Here is a 20,698-nt window from a genome sequence, read left to right as displayed (position 1 = left end):
CGGCGGAACAGCCCACTACGTACGCGACGCCGCGCAGCGCAGCGCAAGGCCGCCCCTACCCCTTCCCCTCCCCGCCGTGCTCTCCCCCGCGTGCCAGAGGGGTAGTGGCCCAGCCCTGTTCCAGTAGGGCGAACAGGTCGCGTACGGCCTGGGCCGGGTCAGGGCTGGTGCTGGCGAGGCTGGGGATTTCGAGGGCGAAGCGGGCGAGGCCGGTGATGGCGAGGTCGTCCGGGGGCAGCCCGGTGGCGTCGGCGAGAGCGGCGGCCAGTGCCTTCTCGTGGCGCGACCACATGCGCCGGGCGGCATCCCGCAAGGCGGGGGTGGATTCGACGAGGACGAACATGGGGTCGTCGGTCCGCAGCGCCGTACGGGTCTGCACCAGGTGGTCGCGCAGGGCGTGCAGGACAGGCTGACCGGGGGCCCGGTCGCGGACGGCGGCGACCAGGGCGCTCTCGATGTCCGCGTCCAGGTCGAAGACGAGGGCTTCCTTGCTGGGGAAGTGCTTGAAGAGCGTGCTCAGCGAGACGTCGGCCGCCTCGGCCACCTCGCGGACGCCGACGTTGTCGAAGCCGCGTTCCGTGAACAGCCGCAGTGCGGCATCCGCCAGCGCCTGCCTGGTCCGGGCCTTCTTGCGCTCACGGCGCCCGGTCGTCGTCTCGGCCATGGCTCCCACCCTACCCCACCTAAGGGGATTCGATTGGAAAGGCAGTCAGATCGGAAATCGGAGCGGTTGTACTTTTGGAGCTGCTGTGCTTCTGTGGGTCGGGTGAGCCACCGGAACGGACCTCACTGCCGGAGCCCGGGGCTGGCAGCACGCACCCTCTCTATCCGTGGAACGGAGCTTGGCCCTCATGTCCAGCAAGTCCTCGACGTCCATCACGTCCACCACCCCCCGCATCGCGATCGTCGGCGCCGGTCCCGGTGGTCTCGTCTGCGCGCGTGTCCTGCAGCGGCACGGCGTGCCGGTCACGGTCTTCGAGCGCGAGAACGACCCCCACTCCCGCTCGCAGGGCGGCACCCTCGACATCCACGAAGAGACCGGCCAGGTCGCCCTGCGCGCAGCCGGCCTGTTCGACCGGTTCCTCGCGTTGTCCCGGCCCGAAGGCCAGCAGTGGCGCCTGTACGACCGGCACGCGGCGCTGATACGTCACGACCGGGCCGGCGAGGGCGATCTGAGCAAGCCGGAGATCGACCGCGGCCGGCTGCGCGCCCTCCTGTTGGACTCCCTCGCCCCCGGCACCGTCCGCTGGGGCCACGGCGTCAGCGCCGTCACCCCGCTGCCCGACGGCACCGCCCGCCTGCACCACCACGACCACACCACCGAGGACTTCGACCTGGTCGTCGGCGCCGACGGCGCCTGGTCCCGGGTACGCCCCGCGCTCTCCGACGCCCAACCCTCCTACGCCGGGATCACGATGGTGGAGATCCACTTCGACGACGTCGACCACCGGCACCCCGGCATCGCCCGCCTGGTCGGCGCCGGCACCATGTCGGCCAAGGCGGGCCGCCGCAGTCTGGTGCTGCAGCGCAACAGCAACGGGCACGTCCGCGGCTACGTCATCTTCCGCGGGCCCCAGGACTGGCACGACGGCCTCGACCTCGCCGACGCCGACGCCGTACGCGCCCGCCTCCTTGCCCAGTACCAGGGCTGGGACGAGAGCCTGCTGGACATTCTGCGCGACAACGAGGGCGCTTTCGTCAACCGCCCGATGTTCGTCCTTCCCGTTCCCCACAGCTGGCAGCGGGTCCCCGGCATCACCCTGCTCGGCGACGCCGCCCACCTGATGCCGCCCGTCGGCGTCGGCGCCAACCTCGCCCTGCTCGACGGCGCCGAACTCGCCCGGGCCGTCATCGGCCACCCCACCCTCGACCAGGCCCTCGACGCCTACGAGAGCGTCATGTTGCCCCGCGCCACCGAGAACGCGAAGACCGCCCAGCAGATGCTCACCAGCCTCATGCCCGACACCGACTCCGACGTCGCCGCCTTCCCCGACACCCAATGGCCGTCCGGCGCCCACCCCGCACCCGCGCAGTAGGTGGACGGATCACCTGCACCCCCACCGGCCCCTCCCCACCCCCAACGGGAGGGGACAGACCGGAGGACGAAGTCCGGAGGGCTGTCACCGCACCCAGACAACAAACGCCCGCCGCTGGGGGTACCTCCCACGCCCTTTAGGCAGTGGGGGAGTAACGGCGAGCAACACCCGCGCCGGGACAGCCGGCTACGTAAGCGGCGCCGCAAAGCGCAACGGCGAGCAACCACCGCGGCGCTGCAGCCGAGTACGCAGGGACGTCAACCGTCGGCCAGCAAGCGCCGCGCAATCGCATCGTTCTGCCGGAAGAAGATCGCGTCCGTCCCCGGGCGGGGGAACTGCGCCGGCCCCACGATGACGCGGTCGGCATGCACGACACCGTCGGCATCGACCGGGTGCAGGTCCGGGCCGGACAGGCGCAGTTCGCCGGTCGGGGTGCCGTCCTCCGCGCGGGCCTCGGTGAGTTCGCCGCGGGAGAGGAGGGCGCGGAGCAGGGGGTCCGCGATGCGGTCCGGCGTGGGGGCCGACAACCGGGCGTCGAGGAGGAGGGCGGCCTCGTGGGCGGCGCCGGGCACGGCGGGGCTGGTGGCGCGGAAGACCGGGACGGTGGCGTCCGTGGCGGACGTCGTGGTCTCCACCCGCATCTCCGGGCCCACGAACACCACCACCCCCGCCTCGGCCAGCGCGAGCAGTTGCTCGGCGCGCAGGGGCGGGGGGCCGGAGCTGAGGTACGTGCCGAGGGCGAACCGGGTGAGCGCGTCGGCCAGTTGGTCACCGGCCAGGTCGCCGGAGCGCCACAGGTCCTCGATGACCGCGCCGGTGCGCTGGAGGCCGTCCACCAGGGCGGTGGTGACGGCCCGGGCCGGGCCGGTGCGGTGGTGGTGGGTCTCGGCGAGGTGCGTGTGCAGCCAGCGCTGGAGGCCGTCGGTGTCGGGGAAACGGCGGCCGGCGAGCGGGGCGGACAGGCGGTCGAGGTCGAGGCGGTCGGCGGGGTCCGGAACGGCCTCGCGGGCGAGCTTGGCGAGGCGGTCGGCGTCGGTGAGCAGGAGCGCGTACTGGGCGTCGAAGTCGGCCCACGTCATCCGGGTGCGGGCGGGCTGGTCGGCGAAGAGGGCGCGGTAGTGGCACCAGCCCAGCTCGGCCAGGACCAGCGGCCAGATGTCGCGGCCGAAGGTGGCGCCGGGCCGGGACAGCCGGGCGCGGCAGGCCTCGGCGGTGGCGAAGCGCGGGGCGGCGGGACGGGACGGTGCGGCGGCGCGGGCCGGCTTCGGCGGGAGCGGGACACCGCGGCGGGAGCCCGCGTACAGGCGGGGCTCGCGGCCGGAGGGCAGGTAGCGCAGCCGGCCGTCCGGGGTGCGGTCGAAGCGGCCGCCGCGGCCCTCCGTCAGCAGGGCCAGGCAGTCGATGAAGACCAGGCCGAGGCCGCGGACGACGACCGGCGCGCCGGGCGGGATCGCGGCCAGCGCGGCGGGGTCGGCGGGGCCCGGCCCGATGCGGGTCAGGCCGGACGGTGCGGGCCCGGTACGCACGTCCGGATGTCCTTGCGCGAGGACCACCCGGTCGGCGAGGAAGGGCGGTTCGGCGGAGTCGAGGACCACTTGCTGCCGGGTGCCCGGTGCCGCACCGTCCACCGGCGTCCGGCGCAGGTCGATCGCCCGGGCCCGGTGGACGTACAGGCGGACCGAGGAGGGCCGCCCGGCCGTCACCGTCTCGAAGAAGTGGCGCAGATAGCGGCCCTGGTCGCGGCGGGCGGCGTAACCGCCGTCGTGCAGCGGGCCGGTCAGCCAGTCGGCGGTGGTGGGGCCGGGGCGCGGCGGGCCGGCGCAGGAGACGCTCGCGTCGGGGTAGAGGGTGACGTGCTCGGCGGCGGAGTTCATCCACAGCAGGCCGGGCTGGTCGGTGCGCCAGGTGCGGCCGGCGCCCGGCGGGTACGGGTCGACGAGGTGCAGGTCCAGGGGCCGGTCGCCGTACAGGGCGGGGACGTTGGCGAGGATCCGCTCGACGAGTGAGGTGCCGCGGGGGCCGCAGCCGATGATGCAGAGGGAGCGGGCTGCCGGACCCGTGCGGTCGTTCAACTCGGCTCTCCCCCCGAGGAGTTGGGCTTCGCGGAAAAAGGGACACCCGGTGGCCCCGTGCCGGGAGCACGGGACCACCGGGCATCGGGTCAGCAGCCGGTGCTGACGGTGGAGCCGAGCGCCTGGGCCTCACGCTCGCCCGGCACCTCCAGACCCTGAAGATCCATGACAGTCATCTCGAACCCCTCCCTTCCGTTGTCCGTTCCGGATGCGTACAGTGCGTAGGACGACACCGAACTCGGTGTCAGCAGCCGCCGCTGACGGTGGAGCCGAGCGCCTGAGCGTCACGCTCGCCCGGCACCTCCAGACCCTGAAGATCCATGACCGACATGTGAACCTCCCTCCGGGGGGTGAGCAGGAGTGGTGGACAGCGCTACTGACGTATCAGGTGCCGTTGCGGGACACCTGGACCCGACGGGCCGTGCAATGACGGTGCACGGCCCGTCGGCGTCATTCAGCAGCCGGTGCTGACGGTGGAGCCGAGCGCCTGGGCCTCACGCTCGCCCGGCACCTCCAGACCCTGAAGATCCATGATGGTCATTTACGACACCTCCCTTCCGTTGTCCGCAGTGCCCGCCGGCCCGGTCGGGACGGTGGGGGTCGTGGTGCCGTGGGCACCACGGGCGCGCTCCGGGACGGCCGGTGAACCGGCCGCGGCGGACCGCGGGTCAGGGAGGAACGGGAGCAGTGGTGTGCCCCGTTCGGCGGCGGAGAGTGCCAGCAGTACGCCGGCCCCGCCGGTGGCCACGTCCATGGAGATCCGGGCCCGGCCGTCACAGGGGAAGACCGTTGCGCCGTTCAGCGTCATGGCGTGCTGGTGGAGATTGGTCAGATGGCGGTCCAGGTACCGCTCGGCGGTCTCCGGTGGCCAGGGGGCCTGCGCGCGGAGGGTGGCGAGGGTGCCGATGAGACCGGCGCGGCCGCCCCACAGACCCGACTCGATGACGAAGTCGGAGGAGCAGGCCCGGAGCAGACCCGGTAGGGCCTCGCGGAGCCGGGCGTCGTCGCGGTGGCGGAGGAGTTCGGCCGCCACCAGGGCGATGCCCGCGCTGCCGTTGTCGAGGTAGGGCAGCAGGCGGAATCCCTCGTCGACCTGGAGGGTGTCCTGCGGGCCGGGGCCGCAGCGGTCGAGGTCGCGGTGGACCGCGCGGAACGCCTCGTCGAGCAGGGCCGGGTCGCCGGTCGCCCGGTGGGCGCGGAGCAGGAAGAGCGCGGGGCCCGACCAGCCGTACATCAGACCGGCGGCGTGGGTGGAGCCGCGCCGGCGCTTGTGCTCGACGGGTTCGGTGCGGGCCGTGGCGAGCCGCGCGGTGACGCGGTCGGCGAGGCCGAGGGCCTGCTGCCGCAGGGCGTCGTCGTCCAGTGCGTCGGCGAAGTGCAGGAGGTTCAGGCCGACGCCGGACAGACCGCGGTAGAGGCTGGGGCAGTGGCGTACGGAGAGCCGGTCGGCGGCCCGGTCGAGGGCCTTGAGGGCTCCTTCGTGGTCGCCCAACTGCCGCAGTACGTAGGCGATTCCGTGCAGGCCGTCGTAGAAGCCGGTGCGTTCGGCGGGGACCCGGTCGACGGCGGCGCGCAGCCAGGTCGCGCCCTCCTCGTCGCGTTCCCCGAGGGCGGTGTGCCGGGCCCACAGGACGCCGGCGGCGCCGTGTGCGAAGCCCGCGCCGCCCTCGGCGAACTGCGCGAAGTCGCCGGGGTGGAGCCGGTCGGTGCGGTGCGGGGTGGCGCTGTCGCGCAGGCCCCGGCCGATCGAGGTCAGGAGGTCGGAGGGCGGGAAGGTCTCCGGCAGGCTGCGCAGCGGCGACGTGGTGTTGTCGTTGGGGGCGAGCTGGGGGGCGAGCCGGGACACCAGGTGGCCGGGGAGGCCGAACCTGCGGGCCGCGGTGTCGAGCAGTGCCGACGCCTTGTCGGGGGCCAGACCGCCGAGCGCGGCGAGCGGCAGGAAGAGCCACAGGGCGATCGCGGCCAGTGCGTAGTGGTCGCCGTCCGCGCCGGTGGCGTCGGCCCGGTGGAAGCCGGGGGCGCCGAGGCTGCTGGGGGTGGCCAGGTCGATCCCGTCGGCCACCTCGAAGTCCAGGAGGACCGGGACGTCGCCGGGCTGGATGATGAAGTTGCCCGGGTGCAGGTCGCCGATGCGGACCCCGCGGTCGTGCACCGAGGCGATCAGCTGCTCGATCCGGCCGAAGAGGGCCAGGGCGCGGTCCCGGTGGGCGGCCACCGCCGCCTCGTCGGGTTCGGGGACGGTCAGCGGGTAGATCCCGGCGAGCCAGGACTGGAAGTCCTGCCCCTCGATGTCCTCCAGGACCAGGAAGAGGTGCTCGCCGGCCTGGAAGGTGCCGAAGGTGCGGGGGATGCCGGGCAGTCCGGCCAGCCGGGTCAGGATCCGGTGCTCGTGGGCGAGCCGGGCGATCGCGTCCCGACCGACGCCGTCGGTGCCCGAGTACGGCCGGCCCTCCTTGAGGACGACGCTGCGCTGTCCGGCACCGAGGGCCTGTTCGCCGGCCGGTTCGGCGCGGTAGACGCCGCCGCCGTGCGAGAAGTGCAGCGCGCCGGTGATCCGGTACGGGAAGTCGTCCACGGCCTGCCGGGCGGCCAGCGAGTCCTTGAGGACGTCGGGCACGGTGACCCAGTCGGGGGTGTGGAAGACCGGGGTGCGGCGGTCCGGTTCGAGCGTCCCGTCGGGGCGCCGGAAGGCCGTGACCAGCTCGCCGTCGGCGTCCTCCACGTAGCGGGTGCGGAATCCGCCGTAGCGGACGTACAGCGGGCCCTGGCGGAAGCGCAGGTCGGTCAGGACGTACGGGCCGGGGCGGCCGCCGATCAGCGCGTCCAGTCCTTCGAGGGTGCGGGCCAGTTCGGCGTCGTCCGCGGGGTAGACGGTCAGCAGCTTTCCGGCGGAGGAGCGCTGGGCGTACTTGCGGCTCAGGGCGCGCAGGACGTTGGCGCTCTTGAGGTACTTGAAGGCGATGCCGTGCCGGGCGCAGTAGTCGGCGACGTCGGCGATGGTGCGGGGCGCGTCGTCGGGGGACGCGCTGACGTGGATCTTCCAGCCCTGGTCGGGGAGCCGGTCCTGGGGCGGACGGCAGAAGGTCCAGGCCTCGTTGTCGTCGCGGGTCCAGCCGTCGGGCAGCGGCGGGGCGGGGAAGCGGGTGGCCTCCAGGTCCCAGTTGCCGGGCCAGTCGAAGAAGGTGCGGTCGGCCAGGGCGAAGCTCTCGGCGCCGTCTCTCATGCGGCACCCCGCTCGGCCGGCACGACCTCGCCGAGGGTTTCGGCGTCCGGTTCCAGGTAGGGCGTGAGCGCGGTCCGGCCGGCCGTGGCGAGGTGCGCGGCGAGCACCGCCCGGGCCTGCACCTTGTCGTCCTCGGACACGAAGTCCGCCAGCCCGACGGCCAGTACGCGGTTGTCCTCGCTGGGCTTGAGCGAGGCGTAGTGCTCCTCGCGCAGCAGGCCCCACACGATGGCGTCGTGGTACTCGCCGTCGAGGTAACAGTGGTCCCGCAGGATGCCTTCGACCACGAACGGGGTCTTGGTCATCAGCCGGATGATGCCCTTGTTGTAGCCGGCCGTGGTGACCTGCACGCGGTGGGCGTCGAGCTGGTGGAAGAGGTAGTCGACGAGCAGGACGACGGCCTCCGCGCCGTAGCCGCGGCGCCACAGTTCGGGCGAGCCGATCGCGCCGCCGACGGTCCAGCCGCCGATCCGGCCCGAGCGCTGGTAGCTGACGGTGCCGATGCGGGTGCCGTCCTTGGTGCGGATCACCAGGTGGTGGACCCGGCCGGAGCGGTTGGCCTGCTCGACCTCGGTGGCGCCCAGCAGCTCCCAGTCACCGCTGAGTACGGCCGCCGGCGAGCCGGGGCGCAGCCAGGAGGCGATCGCCGCCCAGTCGTCGTCGCCGGGCCATTCCAAGGTCACCAGTCGTCCCTGCATGGTGCGTCTCCTCCTTCAGTGGTCTCGTGGGTCAGCGGGTGTGGTCGTCACGGGTGCGGTGCCCGGGGGCGCGTACGGGGTCAGGTGCGGAGTCATGGGCGGTAGCGCTTCAGGACGAGGACGGCGTTGTGGCCGCCGAAGCCGAACGAATTGCTCAGCACCACGTCGCCGTCCCACTCCCGGGGCCCCTTGACGACCAGGTCGAGGTCGTCGTCCTCGGGGTGGTCGCAGTTGCGGATCGGCGGGATCGTGCGGTCCCGCAGCGAGAGCACCGCGGCGGCCGCCTCGGCGGCCCCGGACGCGCCGAGCATGTGCCCGGTCATGCTCTTGACGGCGGTGACCGGCGTACGGCGCAGCTGGTCGGGGCCGAGCACTTCGCGCAGCGCGGCCGCTTCGATGCGGTCGTTGAGGACGGTGCCGGTGCCGTGGGCGCTGACCTGCCCGACGTCGCCGGGGGTCAGGCCCGCGTCGGTGAGCGCCCCGCGCATCGCGCGGACCGCGCCGGCACCGGTCGGATCGGGGGCGGTGGCGTGGTGGGCATCGGTGGTGGCGGCGTAACCGGCGACCTCGGCGAGGATCGTGGCACCGCGGCGTTCCGCGTGGCCGGCCTCCTCCAGGGTCAGGACGGTGGCGCCGACGGCCATCACGAAGCCGTCGCGGTCCCGGTCGAAGGGCCGGCTGGCGCCTTCGGGATCGTCGTTGCGGCGGGACAGCGCCCGGGCGTTGGCGGTACCGGCCAGATCGGCGGCGGTCAGGGAGTCGTCGGTGCCGCCGGCCAGGACCACGTCGGCCCGGCGGTGGCGGATCAGCTCGGCCGCCTCGCCGAGGGCCACCGCGCCGGTCGCGCAGGCCGCGGAGACCGCGCAACTGGGGCCGCTGATGCCGTACTTGATGGACAGCAGACCGGCCGGGTGGTCGATGGCGGTGAGGACCGAGTGGTACGGCGAGACCCGCCGCGCGCCCTGGTTCTTGAGCACGTCGTACTGCTGCTGGATGGCGTGGGCGGCGCCGTAGCCGGAGCCGATCACCGCGGCGAAGCGGTACGGGTCGACGTCGCCCTTGGCTTCGAGGCCGGCGGCCCGCATCGCCTGGCCGGCGGCGACCACCGCGTACTGCGTGAAGAGGTCGGTGCGCCGGACCTCCTGCGGGGTGAGGAAGCCGGAGCCGGCCGGGTCGAAACCGGTGAGGTCGCCGCCGATCCGGACCGGAAGTCCGGAGGTGTCGAAGCGGGTGAGCGCGGTGACACCACTGCGGCCGGCGAGGAGGGCGGTCCAGAAGTCTTCGGTGGTGTTTCCCACGGGGGACACCACGCCGCAGCCGGTGACGACGACGCGCCGCCGATCCGTGCGTAACTCCATGAAACGCCTCCTGTTTTTCTGCCCCGTTGTCACGCTCGGGGCGTCCTCATGACCAGAAACATGACAGCTGAGTCATCAGCTTGTCAACAGGTTGCGTGGAGGAGGGTTCGTCAGGACCCTCCGGCGAAGCGGACCATCAGGCCTCGCACCAGCGGAAACGCTCTCAGAGTCATGACAGGTTGAGTCAGGAAAATTGACTATGGCGGCGGTTCGAGGGGCCGGGAAGGGGGCCGGGTCGCGATGGGCGGGCTCCGCGAGGGCGCGCGTCCCACGGCCCCCGGGTAGGGCCCGGCGTACATAGAAAGTGACAGACCGCGGGCGGGAAAGTGCCTACCTGCGGACGATCCGGAGGCTGCCTCGCGACGGGACGCTGGTATCTGCACCGCCCCGCGCCGACCGGCCGGGGCGCCAACACCGGGACCACCACCGGGCGAGGAGACAAGGGAACCGATGAAGGGTTTTGCGGTAGGCATTGTTCTGGCGGTCATCGGGCTGGTCCTGTGGCTGACCACAAAGGAAGTCGAGACGCCGATCTTCTCCCTGTCCAAGGCGGGGCTCATCCTGGCGATCGTGGGCGGCGCGGAGGCACTGTTCGCACTGCTCGGATTGGGAAAGAAAGCTAATAAATGAATGCGTCAATTACCCGCAATAACGACATAAGGGCATAACACCCCAGGGCCCATAGCGCCGCCGCGGCGTCTTTCCGTCCCGGCGGTCGCCGGGCCACTTTTGCGACCGGTCGCACCGCAAATTCCGTTCACCGGCCACGTATATGCGGACCGCGGGCTTGCTTTTGCGCTCAACCACCATGGTGCCGATGTGGCCGTCCGCCGGGCTTTTCCGGCCGCCGGCCGCGCATCTGCGATTGCCGGGTTTGCTTTCGCATTCGCCGGGTGCCCGCGACGGGCCGCTTTCGCGCTCGCCGGACGTCCTCGACCGGCCGCTCACACGCTCCTCGGAGCGTCGGCAGAGCGGCTCCGGAGCGGCTTCAGGGCTGCGGAGAGAGCTGCGGGAGGGCTACGTGAGGGGCTGCGGAGACGGCTACCGAGCGAGCCGCGCGAGGGCCGCTTCAGAGCTGCTTCAGAGGTGCTTCACGGCTGCCGCAGAGCTGTCTCAGAGCTGCTCTTGCGGCTGCCGGTCGCGGCTTTCGGTGAGCTGGACGAGCCGTTCCCGGGCCCGCTCGGCGTGCCGGTACGCCTGGGCCCGGCGGAACAGGTCGGCGGACTGCCGGTAGTGCCCGGCCGCCCGCTCACGCTCTCCCACCCGCTCGCACGCCGCCGCGATCTCCCAGAGTGCGGCGGCCTTCTCGTGGCTGCGGCCGGTCTCGGGCAGCGCGGCCAGTTCCTCGCCCAGGGCGATCAGCCGGTCCCGGTCGCCGGACACCTCCGCGCAGACCGCGTCCGCGGTGGTGAGCCAGAGCGGGAACTCCGGCTCCTGCGCCACCGAGGCGACCACCAGCCCGCGTTCGACGATGCTGCGCGCCGCCGCCGGCTCACCGCGGTGCAGCAACAGCAGGGCGTACTGGCCGTTGACCTTCTCCCACAGCGGGAACCCGGCGGCCGGGGTGACCCGGCGCGCGCAGGCGCCCAGCAGCTCGGCGGCGCGCTCCCACTCGCCGCGGTCGCGCAGCGCGAGCGCCCGGTGCAGATCGATGGCGGCGCGCGGCCCGGGAAGGACGCCGTCGGCCGGCGGGCGGGGGTGCTCGGGCTCGGGAGCCCAGTCCGGGCAGCCGCTCCAGTAGGCGCAGCGGGTGAGCACGTCGAGGACGAGCAGCAGGTGGAAGCCGGTGCCGGGGCCGGTGGCCGGGCCGGTGCCGGGGCCCTGGGCGGTCCGGCGGTCGGTGCATTCGAGGTAGCCGGTGAGGGCGTAGCGCAGCCCGTCCTGCACCCGGCCGGCCGATTCCAGCAGGTCGGCGAGGGCGATCAGGGCGCGCAGCCGGGCCTCGGCGTACGGCGCGGGGGCGAGGGTATCCAGCATCCGCAGCAGGACGTCGGCACCCTCGTCGGCGCGGCCGAGCGAGCCCAGTATTTCGGCAATGGCGAGCTGTGCCTCGGTAAATACGTCGTCCTGCCGGCCGGCGGGCTCCATCGAGGCCAGTGCGCGGAATTCTGAGAGCGCTCCCTCGGCGTCGCCGCCCTCCCATTGCCGGCGGGCCGCGACCAATCGTCCGACCAGGTCCAGCCGGCGGGCCAGGCCCGGGCTTTCGGCCGGCTGGGGGCTGCTGGAGATTTCGTCCACGCCGACGCCGAGGCGGGCCGCGAGGATCTTGAGCGCCCGGCCACTGGGAATGCGCTTCCCGCGCTCGACCAGCGAGATGTAGCTGGACGACATTTCGGACCCGGCGAGGTCGTGCTGCGTCATTCCCGCGCTGACCCGAAGCTCTTTGATTCGCCGCCCGGTGTCCGCCAGCTCAGGCATTCGACAAACCCTCCGGATTTCGAACAGTGGATGACTCCGGCCGGTCGGATCAAATCGCCGAGTCACAATGAGTGCTGGGTACTTTACCAAGTAGTCAAGAAGAAGTCGACCGATATTCGGATTCCTTCACCGTTCTTCACCGGGGGTCACCGAGATCATTTCCCGCGTGACTACGGGAGCGGAAAACCGGCCGCCGAGTACAGGAAAGCCGGGGAGGTCGCGTCCGCCGGTCCGCCGATCTCCCGGGACCGCCGCGACCGGCCGGCCCCCCTCACGGGAGACCCCGGAGACCCCTCAGGCTCCGTACGCGGTGTACGCACCGGAGACGTCCCGTACGCCGAACTGTGTGGCCGGGGCCGCGGGTCAACCTTTCGATGTAGTACCCCGCGGCGATGCCCGCGCCCCGCGCGACGTGGTGCGATGAGCACGCACACGCCCCACCACCGCCGGACCCCGCGGAGGCACCATCCATGACCCAGCCCCATCGTCCCGACCTGACCAAGGATGTGGCTTCCGCATCCGCCTCCCCCGCCCCCTCCGCGTCCGCGCGTTCGGTGCTGGCGTCGGACGCCGAGCGGGAGGCCATGGTCGAGCGGCTCAGGGAGGCCACCGCGGAAGGGCGGTTAACCCTCGAAGAGCTCGCCGAGCGCTCCGAGGCGGCGTACCTCGCCCGGACGCGCGAGGAGTTGGCGTCCGTGGGGGAGGACCTGCCCCATGTCACGGCACCGCCGACCGCCGGCTCCGGACAGCGCTCCTTCCGCGCCCTCGTCGGCGACGTCGTCCACCAGAGCCCCGCACTGGAACACGGCATCGAGGCCACCGCGGTCCTCGGCGACATCACCCTCGACCTGTGCTCCTCCCCCGCACCGCCGACCGGTGAGCTCACCATCGTCGCCAAGGCGCTGGTCGGCGACGTGCATCTGCTGCTCCCCGAGGGCGTCCGGGTGGAGATGAACTGCAGCCAGGTCTTCGGTGACCTCCGCGATCTGACCCGGGCGCACTCCGGCCCCGAGTCCGTCACCCCGCGCGTCCGCGTGAAAGGCTCCGCCGTCTTCGGCGACATCATCGTCGCGCACCCCAGCAGCGACCGCCGCTCGTACTGGCAGAAGTGGCTGGACGAACGCCGCGGCCGGGCCTGACCGGAGGAGCAGCCGTGACGACCCTTCAGGCCGCGCCCCGTCCCGAGGCGCCCGCCGCCCTCCTCGACGAGGGCCGCATCGGGCTGCGCGCGACGGCCCGGCACACCGGCGCGCTGGTCCGCCGCAACCTCCTCCAGATCCGGCAGAACCCGGAGTCGATGACCGACGCCCTGCTGATGCCGATCGTGCTGACGCTGCTGTTCGTCTACGTCTTCGGCGGGGTGATCGGCCGCGGTGGCAGCCGCGCGCAGTACACCGCCTTCCTGGTGCCGGGCCTGATGGTCATCCTCGGCATGACCATCGCCATGGCCGTCGGCACCGGCGTCAACGACGACTTCCGCAGCGGTGTGATGGACCGCTTCCGTACGATGCCGATCGCCCGCTCCTCGATACTCCTGGCCAAGGTCGTGGTGGAGACGGGCCGGATGCTGGTCGCCATCACGGTCCTGCTGATCGTCGCCGCTCTGCTCGGGTTCGACTTCTCCGGCCGCTGGCCCGGTATAGCCGCGGCCATCGGTCTGACCACGCTCTTCGGCACATCGCTGATCTGGATCTTCATGCTCCTCGGCCTGACCCTGCGCACCGCACAGGCCATCCAGGGGCTCTCGGTGATCGTCCTGACCCCGCTGCAGTTCGCCTCCTCGATCTTCGTCTCGCCCACGACGATGCCGGACTGGCTGGCCGCCTTCACCCGGATCAACCCCCTGACCCACATGGCCGACGCGGCCCGCGGCCTCGCCCTGGGCGAGGGGCCGGTGGCCGGCCCGGTGCTCTGGACGGTGGTGTGGTCGGTGGGCCTGACCGCGCTCACCGCCCCGCTGGCCGTCACCAAGTTCCGCCGCAAGACCACGAGCTGACACCGATCCGTACGAAAGGGAGCGCATCCCCGTCACGCCTCGGCGTGGCTCCCCGTACGAAGAAGACGTGGACCGGCCCCGCCCCCGGCAACCCCCGAGCCGGGGAAGGGGCCGGCCCACGCACGCCCTTCCGGCCTTGCGCGCCGTAGAGGCCCGGCGCAGGTGCTCGCCCCGTAGGTGCCTGGGCGTCGTCCCGTGCAGGCCCCCAGGTACGCACGCGGGGGCCGCGCCGCCGATGGCAGCGCGACCCCCAGATACGTTCCAGGTACGCCCCAGACACACCGGGTTCCGGCCGGTGGCTAGGCTTCCGCCTCCTCCGCCGCCTCCTCCGCCCGCTCCGGGAAGTCGCCCGCCGCGCCCGTCATCCCCGGTGGGGTGTCCGCCAGCGCGACCGCCACCTCGACGACGGAGGTGGTGCCGGCGGTGACCTCGCGCCAGGCCGCGGCCAGTGCGTCGGGCAGCCGGTCGGGCTCCGTCACCCGGCGGTGGTTCAGGCCGTAGGCGCTGGTCAGGCCGTCGGTGCCGGTGGGCCGGGGGCGGGTGAAGGCGAAGCGGGAGTCCGGGCCGGAGACCCGGTCGAGGTTGGACTGCAGCCAGCCGTAGCCGCCGTTGTCCAGGACGACGTAGAGCACGGCCGCGCCGGCGTCCGCGACCGTCGGCAGTTCGGCGCGGAAGAGGTGGAAGGCGCCGTCGCCCACCACCGCGACCACGGGGCGCCCGGCCGGCTCGGCCAGCCGTACGCCCACCGCGGCCGCCGCGCCGAAGCCCAGCGGCGTCTGCTCGCTGGGGACGACGGAACCGCCGCCGGCACCGAGCGCGTAGTGCGGGAAGAAGTACGACCACATGTCCTGCAGGCCGTTCTCCTGGACGAGGACCCGGCCGGCGGGGACGGCCCGCTCCAGCTCGGCCAGCACCCGGGCGACCGGGACGGTGCCGTCCGGCGCCCGCTTCCCGGCCTCCTCGGCCCGGTCCGCGGCCCGCTGCGCCAGCGCCGCCCGCACGGAGCGGACCCGCTCGGCCCAGGCCCCGTCCGGCCGGTGCCCCTCGAGCAGCCCGGTCCAGCCGTCCACGGTCGCCGCCACGTCCGCCAGGACGTACGCCCCCGGACGGTCCAGGACCAGGCTCTCCTCGCCCAGGACGGCCTGGACGACGGGGAGTTGGTCCGCGCCCTCCGGCCAGCCGAAGGTGGCCGTCTCCTCCAGGCGGCTGCCCAGCGCGACGACCAGGTCCGCCTCGCGCCACAGGGCGTCCACGGGCGCGACGGTGTAGAGGCCGCTGACGCCGCAGTGCAGCGGGTGGTCCTCGGCGACGGTGCCGCGGCCGGAGGCGGTGGTGAAGATCCCGGCACCCAGCCGCTCGGCGAACCGTTCGATCCGGCGGTCCGCGTTCCGGTGCCGGGCGCCCCCGCCGACCAGCAGCAACGGCCGTTCCGCCGCGGCGATCCTGGCCACGGTCGCGGCCAGCGCGGCGGGGTCGGGGGCCGGCCGCTGCGGCACGGCGGGGCGCCAGGCACCGGTACGGGGGACGGGGTCGCCGGCGCTCTGCTCGGCGAGTTCGACGTAGACCGGACCGGGCGTGCCGTTGACGGCGAGCGCGGCGGCCTTCTCCAGGGCGCCCGGCAGCCGCTCGGCGTGGTCGACGCGGACCGCCCACTTCACGTACGGGCGGACCGCGGCCAGCTGGTCCAGCTCCTGGAAGGCGCCGGTGCCGACCCGGTCCAGCCGGGTGCCGTCGGCGATGAGGATCAGCGGTACGGCGGCGGAGCGCGCCTCCAACAGGCCGGTGAGCGCATTGGTCACCGCCGGCCCCTTGCCGATCACGCAGACCCCGGGGCGGCCCGAGGCGAGCGCGTAACCGGTCGCCATGAAGACGGCGTTGCGCTGGTCGCGGCAGAGCACCACCCGGACGTCGGAGTGTTCCAGCGCGCCGAGCGGCGCCATGTCGTCACCGGGCAGCCCGAAGACCGCGGTGGTGCCCAGGTGGTGGAGGTGGTCGGCGATGGCCGCCCAGGCGGACGGGTGGGCCGCGGTGTCCTGGCTCATCGGTCACCGCCCGGACGGTAGGCGGCGACGGCCTTGGAGACCAGTACGGGTTCGGCGCGCACTTCCTGGCCGTCGGAGATGTAGTTGGCCATCCGGCCGTAGCCGCCGAAGGGGGCGTTGCCGTCGTCGATGGACAGCAGGGTGGTGTCGAGGGTGACGGTGGTGCGGCGGCGCAGCGCCTGGACGAGGGCGGGGGCGTGGCCGTAGACGCTGGAGCCGAGGGCGCGTTCGGTGAAGGTGCCGGTGGTCAGGGTCGCGGCGAGCGCGTCCTCGTCGCGGTAGGAGGCGACGTTGAAGATCGGGGCGAAGAACTCCGGCACGTGGGTGCGCGGGGTGACCTCGTCGCCGACGACGACGGTGGGGTCGAGGCGGCGGGCCCGGAAGTCGACGTGTCCGCCGTGCACGATGCCGCCCCGGTTGCGGGCGAGGAACTGTGCGCCGTCCTCCAGCGCGTTCTCGTAGAAGATCGGCCCGAAGTCGGCATCCGGGTCGGTGTACGGGCCGTAGCGCAGCCCCTTCAACTCGCCGACCAGCGCGTCCACGAACGGATCGAGCAGCGACTCGTGAACGCTGAAGAGGTCCGGGCCCAGGCAGTCCTGGCCGGTGTTGAGCACGCGGATGGCGAGCGCGTCGCGGGCGGCCCGTTCGACGTCGGCGCCGGGGGCGACCACGAACGGGTTGACGCCGGAGCCGAGGAAGAGGAACAGCTGCCCGGGGGAGAGCCGGGCGCGGATCTGCTCGGCGTTGGCGTAGGCGCCGGTGAAGACGACGACGTCGGCCGGGCTGACGTGGTCCTGGAGGAACTCACGCTGGCTGGCGGTGCTGAGGGTGATGGGCAGGCGGTGCTGCTCGGCGAGCAGGGCGTGCAGCCGGCACATCTGGTCCTTGACGCGGCTGGAGGGCCGGAAGACCAGCCGCTCGGTGTAGAGGGCGGGGACCAGGAGGTAGAGGGCGTAGGAGTAGAGGATGACGTTCGACGGCATGAAGGCGGCCAGCCGGGGGACGCGACCGGGCCGGTGGGTGGCCACCTCGTCCAGGGCCCCGTCGAGGGTGGCGACGGTGGACTCGATCTCGTAGCGCGCGGCGCGGTGGGTGGAGATCTCGCACAGCAGCGCGTGCACGGTGTCGGCGTTGTCCACCAGAAAGTCCCGGACCCGGTGCACGGCCGCCGCGCGTCGGCCGTCGACACGGTCCTCCGGCTCGGCGGCCACGGTCGGCCATGCGGGAGCGGAGCTCATATGTCCCTCCTCGGGGCGTAGTCCATGGAGGGTCAGCGTCAGCCAATTGTCATTTATTGTCAAGTAAAGTCATTGCACACGACTGCCCATTGTGACAAGCACCTCTCCTCACGCCCCGTCCACAACGCCCACCACGGACCCGGCGACCCCCGCCCCACAGGCCCGAACACGCCTCCGAACTGTCGCAACGCCCATCGCACGGACAAGAGGAATTCCTACCTCCGTAAGTGACAAAAAATGACTCCCCGGCGGAACGAAGGTCGTCCACAGGGGCCCCCGCGCGGGCGTCCGGTGAGTAGACTCCCCGTCATCACGTTCCACCGTCCGGCGCCGTCCGTACACCGTCACTGTCCGTCCACCCAACTCAACTGCGAGCGATTCCTTGGTGATTGAGCAGCCTGCTTTCGGGAAGCGAGTGCGGGAGGTCCGCCGCGCGCAGGGCCTGTCCCAGGGGGACCTCGCCGGGGGCGATCTCTCGCCCAGTTACGTCTCGCTGGTCGAGAACGGCCGCCGGATCCCGAGCGCCAAGATCGCCCGGTCGATCGCCGAACGGCTCGGCACCACTGTCGAGGCGCTGAGCGCCGCCGAGGAGCCCGGCGCCCGGCTGTCCGAGCGCCTCGGCCTGGTCGGCCAGTTGGTGGCGGCCCGCGCCAGCCAGCTGGCCGGCGACTGGGCGGCAGCGCGCCGCCAGCTGGAGGCCGTGGTGGAGCGGGCCGGCGGCGCCGACCAGGACGAGGTGCGCTGGGAGGCGCACTGGGAGCTGGCCACCGTCCTCGGGCGACTGGACGATCCGGCCCGCCATGAGGCCGCCCTGCGCCGGCTACTCGACGACCCGCTCACCCGCACCGCACCGGTGCTGCACGCCCGGGTCGCCATCGAACTCGCCCAGCTGCTGCGCACCGAGGGCCGCCTCCCCGAGGGCGTCCGCTTCGCCGAGGAGGCCGTACGGGTCACCGCCGACCTGGAGCCCGGCCGCCCGGAGCGGGCCCAGGCCCGGATGGCGCTGCTGTCCGCGTCCGTCGACAGCGGCGAGTGGAGCCGCGCCGAGCAGCTCGGCGCGGAGCTGCGCGCCGAGGCCGCACCGCTCCCGGCCGGCGAACTGCGGGCCGGCGCCCTGTGGGCGGTGGCCGGTGCGCAATATCTGGCCGGGCACCCGGACGAGGCCCTGGAACTCCTCACCGAGGCCGAGGACCAGCTCGCCACCACCGACGGCGTACGGCTCCGCCTCCGGCTGGCCCGCGCCCGTACGCTGCTCGCCCTCGCGGCGGGCCCTGCGGACGAGGCGGAGGCCCTGCTCACCCGCGCCCGACAGGCCACCGCACTGGTCGGCACCCCCGCGTCCCGGACCTGGCTGGCCGTGCTGGAAACCGCCGCGGCACTGCGCCACAACGACGGGCCGGCGGCCGCCGAGCACGCCGCGAAGATCGACCTCACGGCCGGAGACCTGTCCCCCCTCGACCGGGCCCGCTGCCTGCTCCACCTGGCCCGCGCCCACCGCGCGGACCACCACGAGGAGACCGCCGAGGCCGACTTCAAGCTGGCCGCCGAAGGCTACGAACAGGCCGGCGCCTTCCGCCTGGCCCTGGAAACCTGGCGCGAACTCACCGCGGGCACGCGCCGCGCCGAGGGCACGGACCCGCACGCGGTGCTCATGCCTTGATCCTCCCCACGTACTTGGCTTTCCCGCCGCGGGGCTCGCCGTTGCGCGCTTTGCGGCGCCTCCCACGTACTTGGCCGTCCCGCCGCGGGGCTTGGTCGCCGTTGCGCGCTTTGCGGCGCCCCCCACGTAGCTGTCTGTCCCGCCGCGGTTGTTGCTCGCCGTGGCGCCTGCGGCGGGCTGGGTGCGTGTCGGGTGCGGTGACGGGCCTCCGGGGCCTTGTTCGTGGACTGCTGACGCTTTACGTCCACGAACAAGGCCCCTCCGGCCCGTCCCCTCCCGTGGGGGGAGTGTGCGGACGAGTGGGGGCGCGCGTCGTACCGCATACACCTGACGTCGCCGGGCAGCGGGAATACCTCGCCTCGCCTGTCGAGTTGTGGCCCCGCAGGGGGCCCTCACGACCCTTACGGGTTCTGTTCGACCGACCCCTACGGGTCCCAAGGACCCCTTGCAGCCCCAACGCCCACCCCCACCCACCGCATTCCCCTCCCCCAACGGGAGGGGACGGGCCGGAGGGGCCGGTTGTGTGGGCTTCGCTTCCGAGGACTCAATAAAGAGCGAAGGCGGAGCGCAGCGGAGCGTAAAGCGTCAGCAGTCCACACAACCGGCCCCGGAGGCCCGTCACCGCACCCACCACAAACCCAGCCCGCCGCAGGCGCAACGACGAGCAAGCCCCGCGGCGCCGCAGACAACTACGTACGCGGCGCCGCAAAGCGCGCAACGGCGACCAACCCCCGCGGCGGGACAGCCAGGTACGTGGGCGGCACCGCAAAGCGCAGCGGAACGTTAGCCCACACGCCACACGCGGAGGCCCGACGACGGGGCGGGCGTGGCCGCGGAGGCTACCGTGCGGGGGCCCGTGGGGAGGTCGCGCACGTAGGCGGTGCCGCCGGGGTGGGCCGGGGACGCCGGGATGACGACCTTGCCGTCGCGCGCCTCGCTCAGTGCGTCGATCTCGTCGGCGAGGGCCAGCCCGCCGCGGCCGGTCAGCCGCAAGGCCGCCTCCTTACGGGTCCACAGCTGGGCCAGCCGGTGGGCCCGGCGGTCCTCCGGGGCCTCCTGGACGTAACGGCGTTCCAACAAGGTGAAGGGCAGCAGCAGTTCACCGACCGGGCCGCGCGGCACGGTGTGGACGGAGAGCGCCACCGGGAGGTCCCTGGACACGGCGAGGAACTGGCGGCCGGGGTCGGTGGCGAGGCCGAGGCAGAGACGCGCGCCCGGAGGCCAGCCGGCCGCGTCCGGGGGTGCGGCGGACACCGGGCGGCCGAACCCGTCGTGGGTCACCGGAATATCCCGTGGAGAACACTGGAGTAACCCGCCGAGAAATTCTGCCAAACAGTGCGGTTGGCGAATGTCTTCGCCGTCGGACCAGAATATGTGTAATGCGCCGTCGGCTAATTCTTCGGTGTGCTCCGGGTGCCAAATCCCCTCGTCAACAGGTAGGTTGGACGCTTCGCCGGGGTCGGCAGGTCTGAGCGAATGGCCGCTCGGGTGCGTGTCACAGAAAGGCTCGTCCCCCCGCATACATCCCCTCGCACCATGTCTCCTTTCCGCGGATGGACGACATCCGCAGAAAGCAGTGCACTGAGTCGATTTGATTTACCGTTCGGAGATCCTCAAGGTAACCCTGGTCTATGCCTGCGTCAACAAGCGACGACCGAAAATCAACTCTGGTTTACTCATCGGCATTACCAGATTTCGCCAAGTTTGTGGCCGAGGTGGCGATGCGGAGCGCTCCCCGGTCCTGCTCCGGTCAGGCCGGCCGGGGCCGGCTCGCGCAGAGCCTGGACCTGCGAGGTCAGCACAACTGCCGTGCGCCCGTGGGCAGTTGTGATGGTTGACCGATATTCAAATTCGCCACTGTCCCGCGCGACAGCGGCGCGCTCCTGCCGGACGGGACCGCACGCCGGCAGGAGCGCGCGCCGGCCCAGGGGACCGCGTGACGTACGCGTTCCGGGCG

17 protein-coding genes are annotated in these 20,698 nt (G+C 72.7%); 5 read left to right on the top strand and 12 right to left on the bottom strand.

Annotated elements, in window-relative coordinates:
- Positions 1 to 55: 55 nt before the first annotated feature.
- Complete coding sequence (locus tag ACGF4C_RS03045) at positions 56 to 664, bottom strand: TetR/AcrR family transcriptional regulator (RefSeq protein WP_393562737.1); 609 nt, start codon at positions 662 to 664, stop codon at positions 56 to 58.
- A 187-nt stretch (positions 665 to 851) separates the two neighbouring features.
- On the opposite strand from ACGF4C_RS03045, the gene ACGF4C_RS03040 reads away from it, so the two are divergent.
- Positions 852 to 2,036, top strand: coding sequence for an FAD-dependent oxidoreductase (locus ACGF4C_RS03040; protein WP_393562735.1), 1,185 nt, complete (start codon positions 852 to 854; stop codon positions 2,034 to 2,036).
- A gap of 257 nt (positions 2,037 to 2,293) precedes the next feature.
- Here the strand turns inward: ACGF4C_RS03040 and ACGF4C_RS03035 are convergent, their stop codons facing one another.
- The 7 genes from ACGF4C_RS03035 to ACGF4C_RS03005 all read right to left on the bottom strand — a co-directional run bounded on the left by ACGF4C_RS03035 (position 2,294) and on the right by ACGF4C_RS03005 (position 9,387).
- Positions 2,294 to 4,108 (bottom strand): FAD/NAD(P)-binding protein, encoded by a 1,815-nt coding sequence (locus ACGF4C_RS03035; protein WP_393562734.1) that lies wholly within the window; start codon positions 4,106 to 4,108, stop codon positions 2,294 to 2,296.
- Positions 4,109 to 4,197: 89 nt separating this feature from the next.
- Entirely contained in the window at positions 4,198 to 4,275 is a 78-nt protein-coding gene (locus ACGF4C_RS03030) for a class III lanthipeptide (protein ID WP_355782455.1), read from the bottom strand.
- Positions 4,276 to 4,352: 77 nt separating this feature from the next.
- The gene (locus ACGF4C_RS03025) at positions 4,353 to 4,430 is read right to left on the bottom strand and encodes a hypothetical protein (RefSeq protein ID WP_236680023.1); all 78 of its coding nucleotides are present in this window, start codon (positions 4,428 to 4,430) and stop codon (positions 4,353 to 4,355) included.
- 132 nt (positions 4,431 to 4,562) lie between these two features.
- The gene (locus ACGF4C_RS03020) at positions 4,563 to 4,640 is read right to left on the bottom strand and encodes a class III lanthipeptide (protein ID WP_355782455.1); all 78 of its coding nucleotides are present in this window, start codon (positions 4,638 to 4,640) and stop codon (positions 4,563 to 4,565) included.
- Positions 4,641 to 4,649: 9 nt separating this feature from the next.
- A complete protein-coding gene (lanKC, locus tag ACGF4C_RS03015) occupies positions 4,650 to 7,331 on the bottom strand; it encodes a class III lanthionine synthetase LanKC (RefSeq protein WP_393562732.1) in 2,682 nt (893 codons plus the stop codon).
- On the bottom strand, positions 7,328 to 8,029 hold the full coding sequence (locus tag ACGF4C_RS03010; RefSeq protein WP_362144978.1) for a GNAT family protein: 702 nt from the start codon (positions 8,027 to 8,029) through the stop codon (positions 7,328 to 7,330). Before ACGF4C_RS03010 ends, lanKC begins: the two co-directional genes overlap by 4 nt.
- A gap of 92 nt (positions 8,030 to 8,121) precedes the next feature.
- On the bottom strand, positions 8,122 to 9,387 hold the full coding sequence (locus ACGF4C_RS03005; RefSeq protein ID WP_393562731.1) for a beta-ketoacyl-[acyl-carrier-protein] synthase family protein: 1,266 nt from the start codon (positions 9,385 to 9,387) through the stop codon (positions 8,122 to 8,124).
- Between the two features lie 450 nt (positions 9,388 to 9,837).
- Between ACGF4C_RS03005 and ACGF4C_RS03000 the strand changes: the two genes are divergently transcribed.
- Complete coding sequence (locus ACGF4C_RS03000) at positions 9,838 to 10,017, top strand: DUF5708 family protein (RefSeq protein WP_030411458.1); 180 nt, start codon at positions 9,838 to 9,840, stop codon at positions 10,015 to 10,017.
- 483 nt (positions 10,018 to 10,500) lie between these two features.
- Here ACGF4C_RS03000 and ACGF4C_RS02995 read toward each other — a convergent pair whose 3' ends face one another.
- Entirely contained in the window at positions 10,501 to 11,805 is a 1,305-nt protein-coding gene (locus ACGF4C_RS02995) for a helix-turn-helix domain-containing protein (protein WP_393562728.1), read from the bottom strand.
- Between the two features lie 470 nt (positions 11,806 to 12,275).
- Here ACGF4C_RS02995 and ACGF4C_RS02990 point away from each other — a divergent pair, with 470 nt between their 5' ends.
- Complete coding sequence (locus ACGF4C_RS02990) at positions 12,276 to 12,944, top strand: DUF1707 domain-containing protein (RefSeq protein ID WP_393562727.1); 669 nt, start codon at positions 12,276 to 12,278, stop codon at positions 12,942 to 12,944.
- Positions 12,945 to 12,958: 14 nt separating this feature from the next.
- A complete protein-coding gene (locus ACGF4C_RS02985; RefSeq protein ID WP_030411461.1) occupies positions 12,959 to 13,801 on the top strand; it encodes an ABC transporter permease in 843 nt (280 codons plus the stop codon).
- A 299-nt stretch (positions 13,802 to 14,100) separates the two neighbouring features.
- Here the strand turns inward: ACGF4C_RS02985 and ACGF4C_RS02980 are convergent, their stop codons facing one another.
- Both ACGF4C_RS02980 and ACGF4C_RS02975 read right to left on the bottom strand, forming a co-directional pair.
- Positions 14,101 to 15,843: a thiamine pyrophosphate-binding protein gene (locus ACGF4C_RS02980; RefSeq protein WP_393562725.1), complete on the bottom strand. Its 1,743-nt coding sequence runs from the start codon at positions 15,841 to 15,843 to the stop codon at positions 14,101 to 14,103.
- Complete coding sequence (locus ACGF4C_RS02975) at positions 15,840 to 17,081, bottom strand: aldehyde dehydrogenase family protein (RefSeq protein WP_393562723.1); 1,242 nt, start codon at positions 17,079 to 17,081, stop codon at positions 15,840 to 15,842. Before ACGF4C_RS02975 ends, ACGF4C_RS02980 begins: the two co-directional genes overlap by 4 nt.
- 415 nt (positions 17,082 to 17,496) lie before the next feature.
- On the opposite strand from ACGF4C_RS02975, the gene ACGF4C_RS02970 reads away from it, so the two are divergent.
- Positions 17,497 to 18,741 carry a helix-turn-helix domain-containing protein gene (locus tag ACGF4C_RS02970; RefSeq protein ID WP_393562722.1) on the top strand — a complete coding sequence of 415 codons (1,245 nt, stop codon included), beginning with the start codon at positions 17,497 to 17,499 and terminating at the stop codon, positions 18,739 to 18,741.
- Positions 18,742 to 19,524: 783 nt separating this feature from the next.
- Here the strand turns inward: ACGF4C_RS02970 and ACGF4C_RS02965 are convergent.
- The gene (locus ACGF4C_RS02965; protein WP_393562720.1) at positions 19,525 to 20,022 is read right to left on the bottom strand and encodes a hypothetical protein; all 498 of its coding nucleotides are present in this window, start codon (positions 20,020 to 20,022) and stop codon (positions 19,525 to 19,527) included.
- Positions 20,023 to 20,698 lie beyond the last annotated feature (676 nt).

It is taken from the genome of Streptomyces sp. NPDC048197, assembly GCF_043202395.1.
Classification (GTDB): domain Bacteria; phylum Actinomycetota; class Actinomycetes; order Streptomycetales; family Streptomycetaceae; genus Streptomyces; species Streptomyces siderophoricus.
This window is presented reverse-complemented; position numbering and strand designations above follow the sequence as displayed.

Excerpts from the sequence above, each read along its gene's own strand:
- ACGF4C_RS03045 (WP_393562737.1), bottom strand. The coding sequence starts at position 664 with ATGGCCGAGACGACGACCGGGCGCCGTGAGCGCAAGAAGGCCCGGACC.
- ACGF4C_RS03040 (WP_393562735.1), top strand. The coding sequence starts at position 852 with ATGTCCAGCAAGTCCTCGACGTCCATCACGTCCACCACCCCCCGCATC.
- ACGF4C_RS03030 (WP_355782455.1), bottom strand. The coding sequence starts at position 4,275 with ATGGATCTTCAGGGTCTGGAGGTGCCGGGCGAGCGTGAGGCCCAGGCG.
- ACGF4C_RS03025 (WP_236680023.1), bottom strand. The coding sequence starts at position 4,430 with ATGGATCTTCAGGGTCTGGAGGTGCCGGGCGAGCGTGACGCTCAGGCG.
- ACGF4C_RS03020 (WP_355782455.1), bottom strand. The coding sequence starts at position 4,640 with ATGGATCTTCAGGGTCTGGAGGTGCCGGGCGAGCGTGAGGCCCAGGCG.
- lanKC (WP_393562732.1), bottom strand. The coding sequence starts at position 7,331 with ATGAGAGACGGCGCCGAGAGCTTCGCCCTGGCCGACCGCACCTTCTTC.
- ACGF4C_RS03010 (WP_362144978.1), bottom strand. The coding sequence starts at position 8,029 with ATGCAGGGACGACTGGTGACCTTGGAATGGCCCGGCGACGACGACTGG.
- ACGF4C_RS03005 (WP_393562731.1), bottom strand. The coding sequence starts at position 9,387 with ATGGAGTTACGCACGGATCGGCGGCGCGTCGTCGTCACCGGCTGCGGC.
- ACGF4C_RS03000 (WP_030411458.1), top strand. The coding sequence starts at position 9,838 with ATGAAGGGTTTTGCGGTAGGCATTGTTCTGGCGGTCATCGGGCTGGTC.
- ACGF4C_RS02995 (WP_393562728.1), bottom strand. The coding sequence starts at position 11,805 with ATGCCTGAGCTGGCGGACACCGGGCGGCGAATCAAAGAGCTTCGGGTC.
- ACGF4C_RS02990 (WP_393562727.1), top strand. The coding sequence starts at position 12,276 with ATGACCCAGCCCCATCGTCCCGACCTGACCAAGGATGTGGCTTCCGCA.
- ACGF4C_RS02980 (WP_393562725.1), bottom strand. The coding sequence starts at position 15,843 with ATGAGCCAGGACACCGCGGCCCACCCGTCCGCCTGGGCGGCCATCGCC.
- ACGF4C_RS02975 (WP_393562723.1), bottom strand. The coding sequence starts at position 17,081 with ATGAGCTCCGCTCCCGCATGGCCGACCGTGGCCGCCGAGCCGGAGGAC.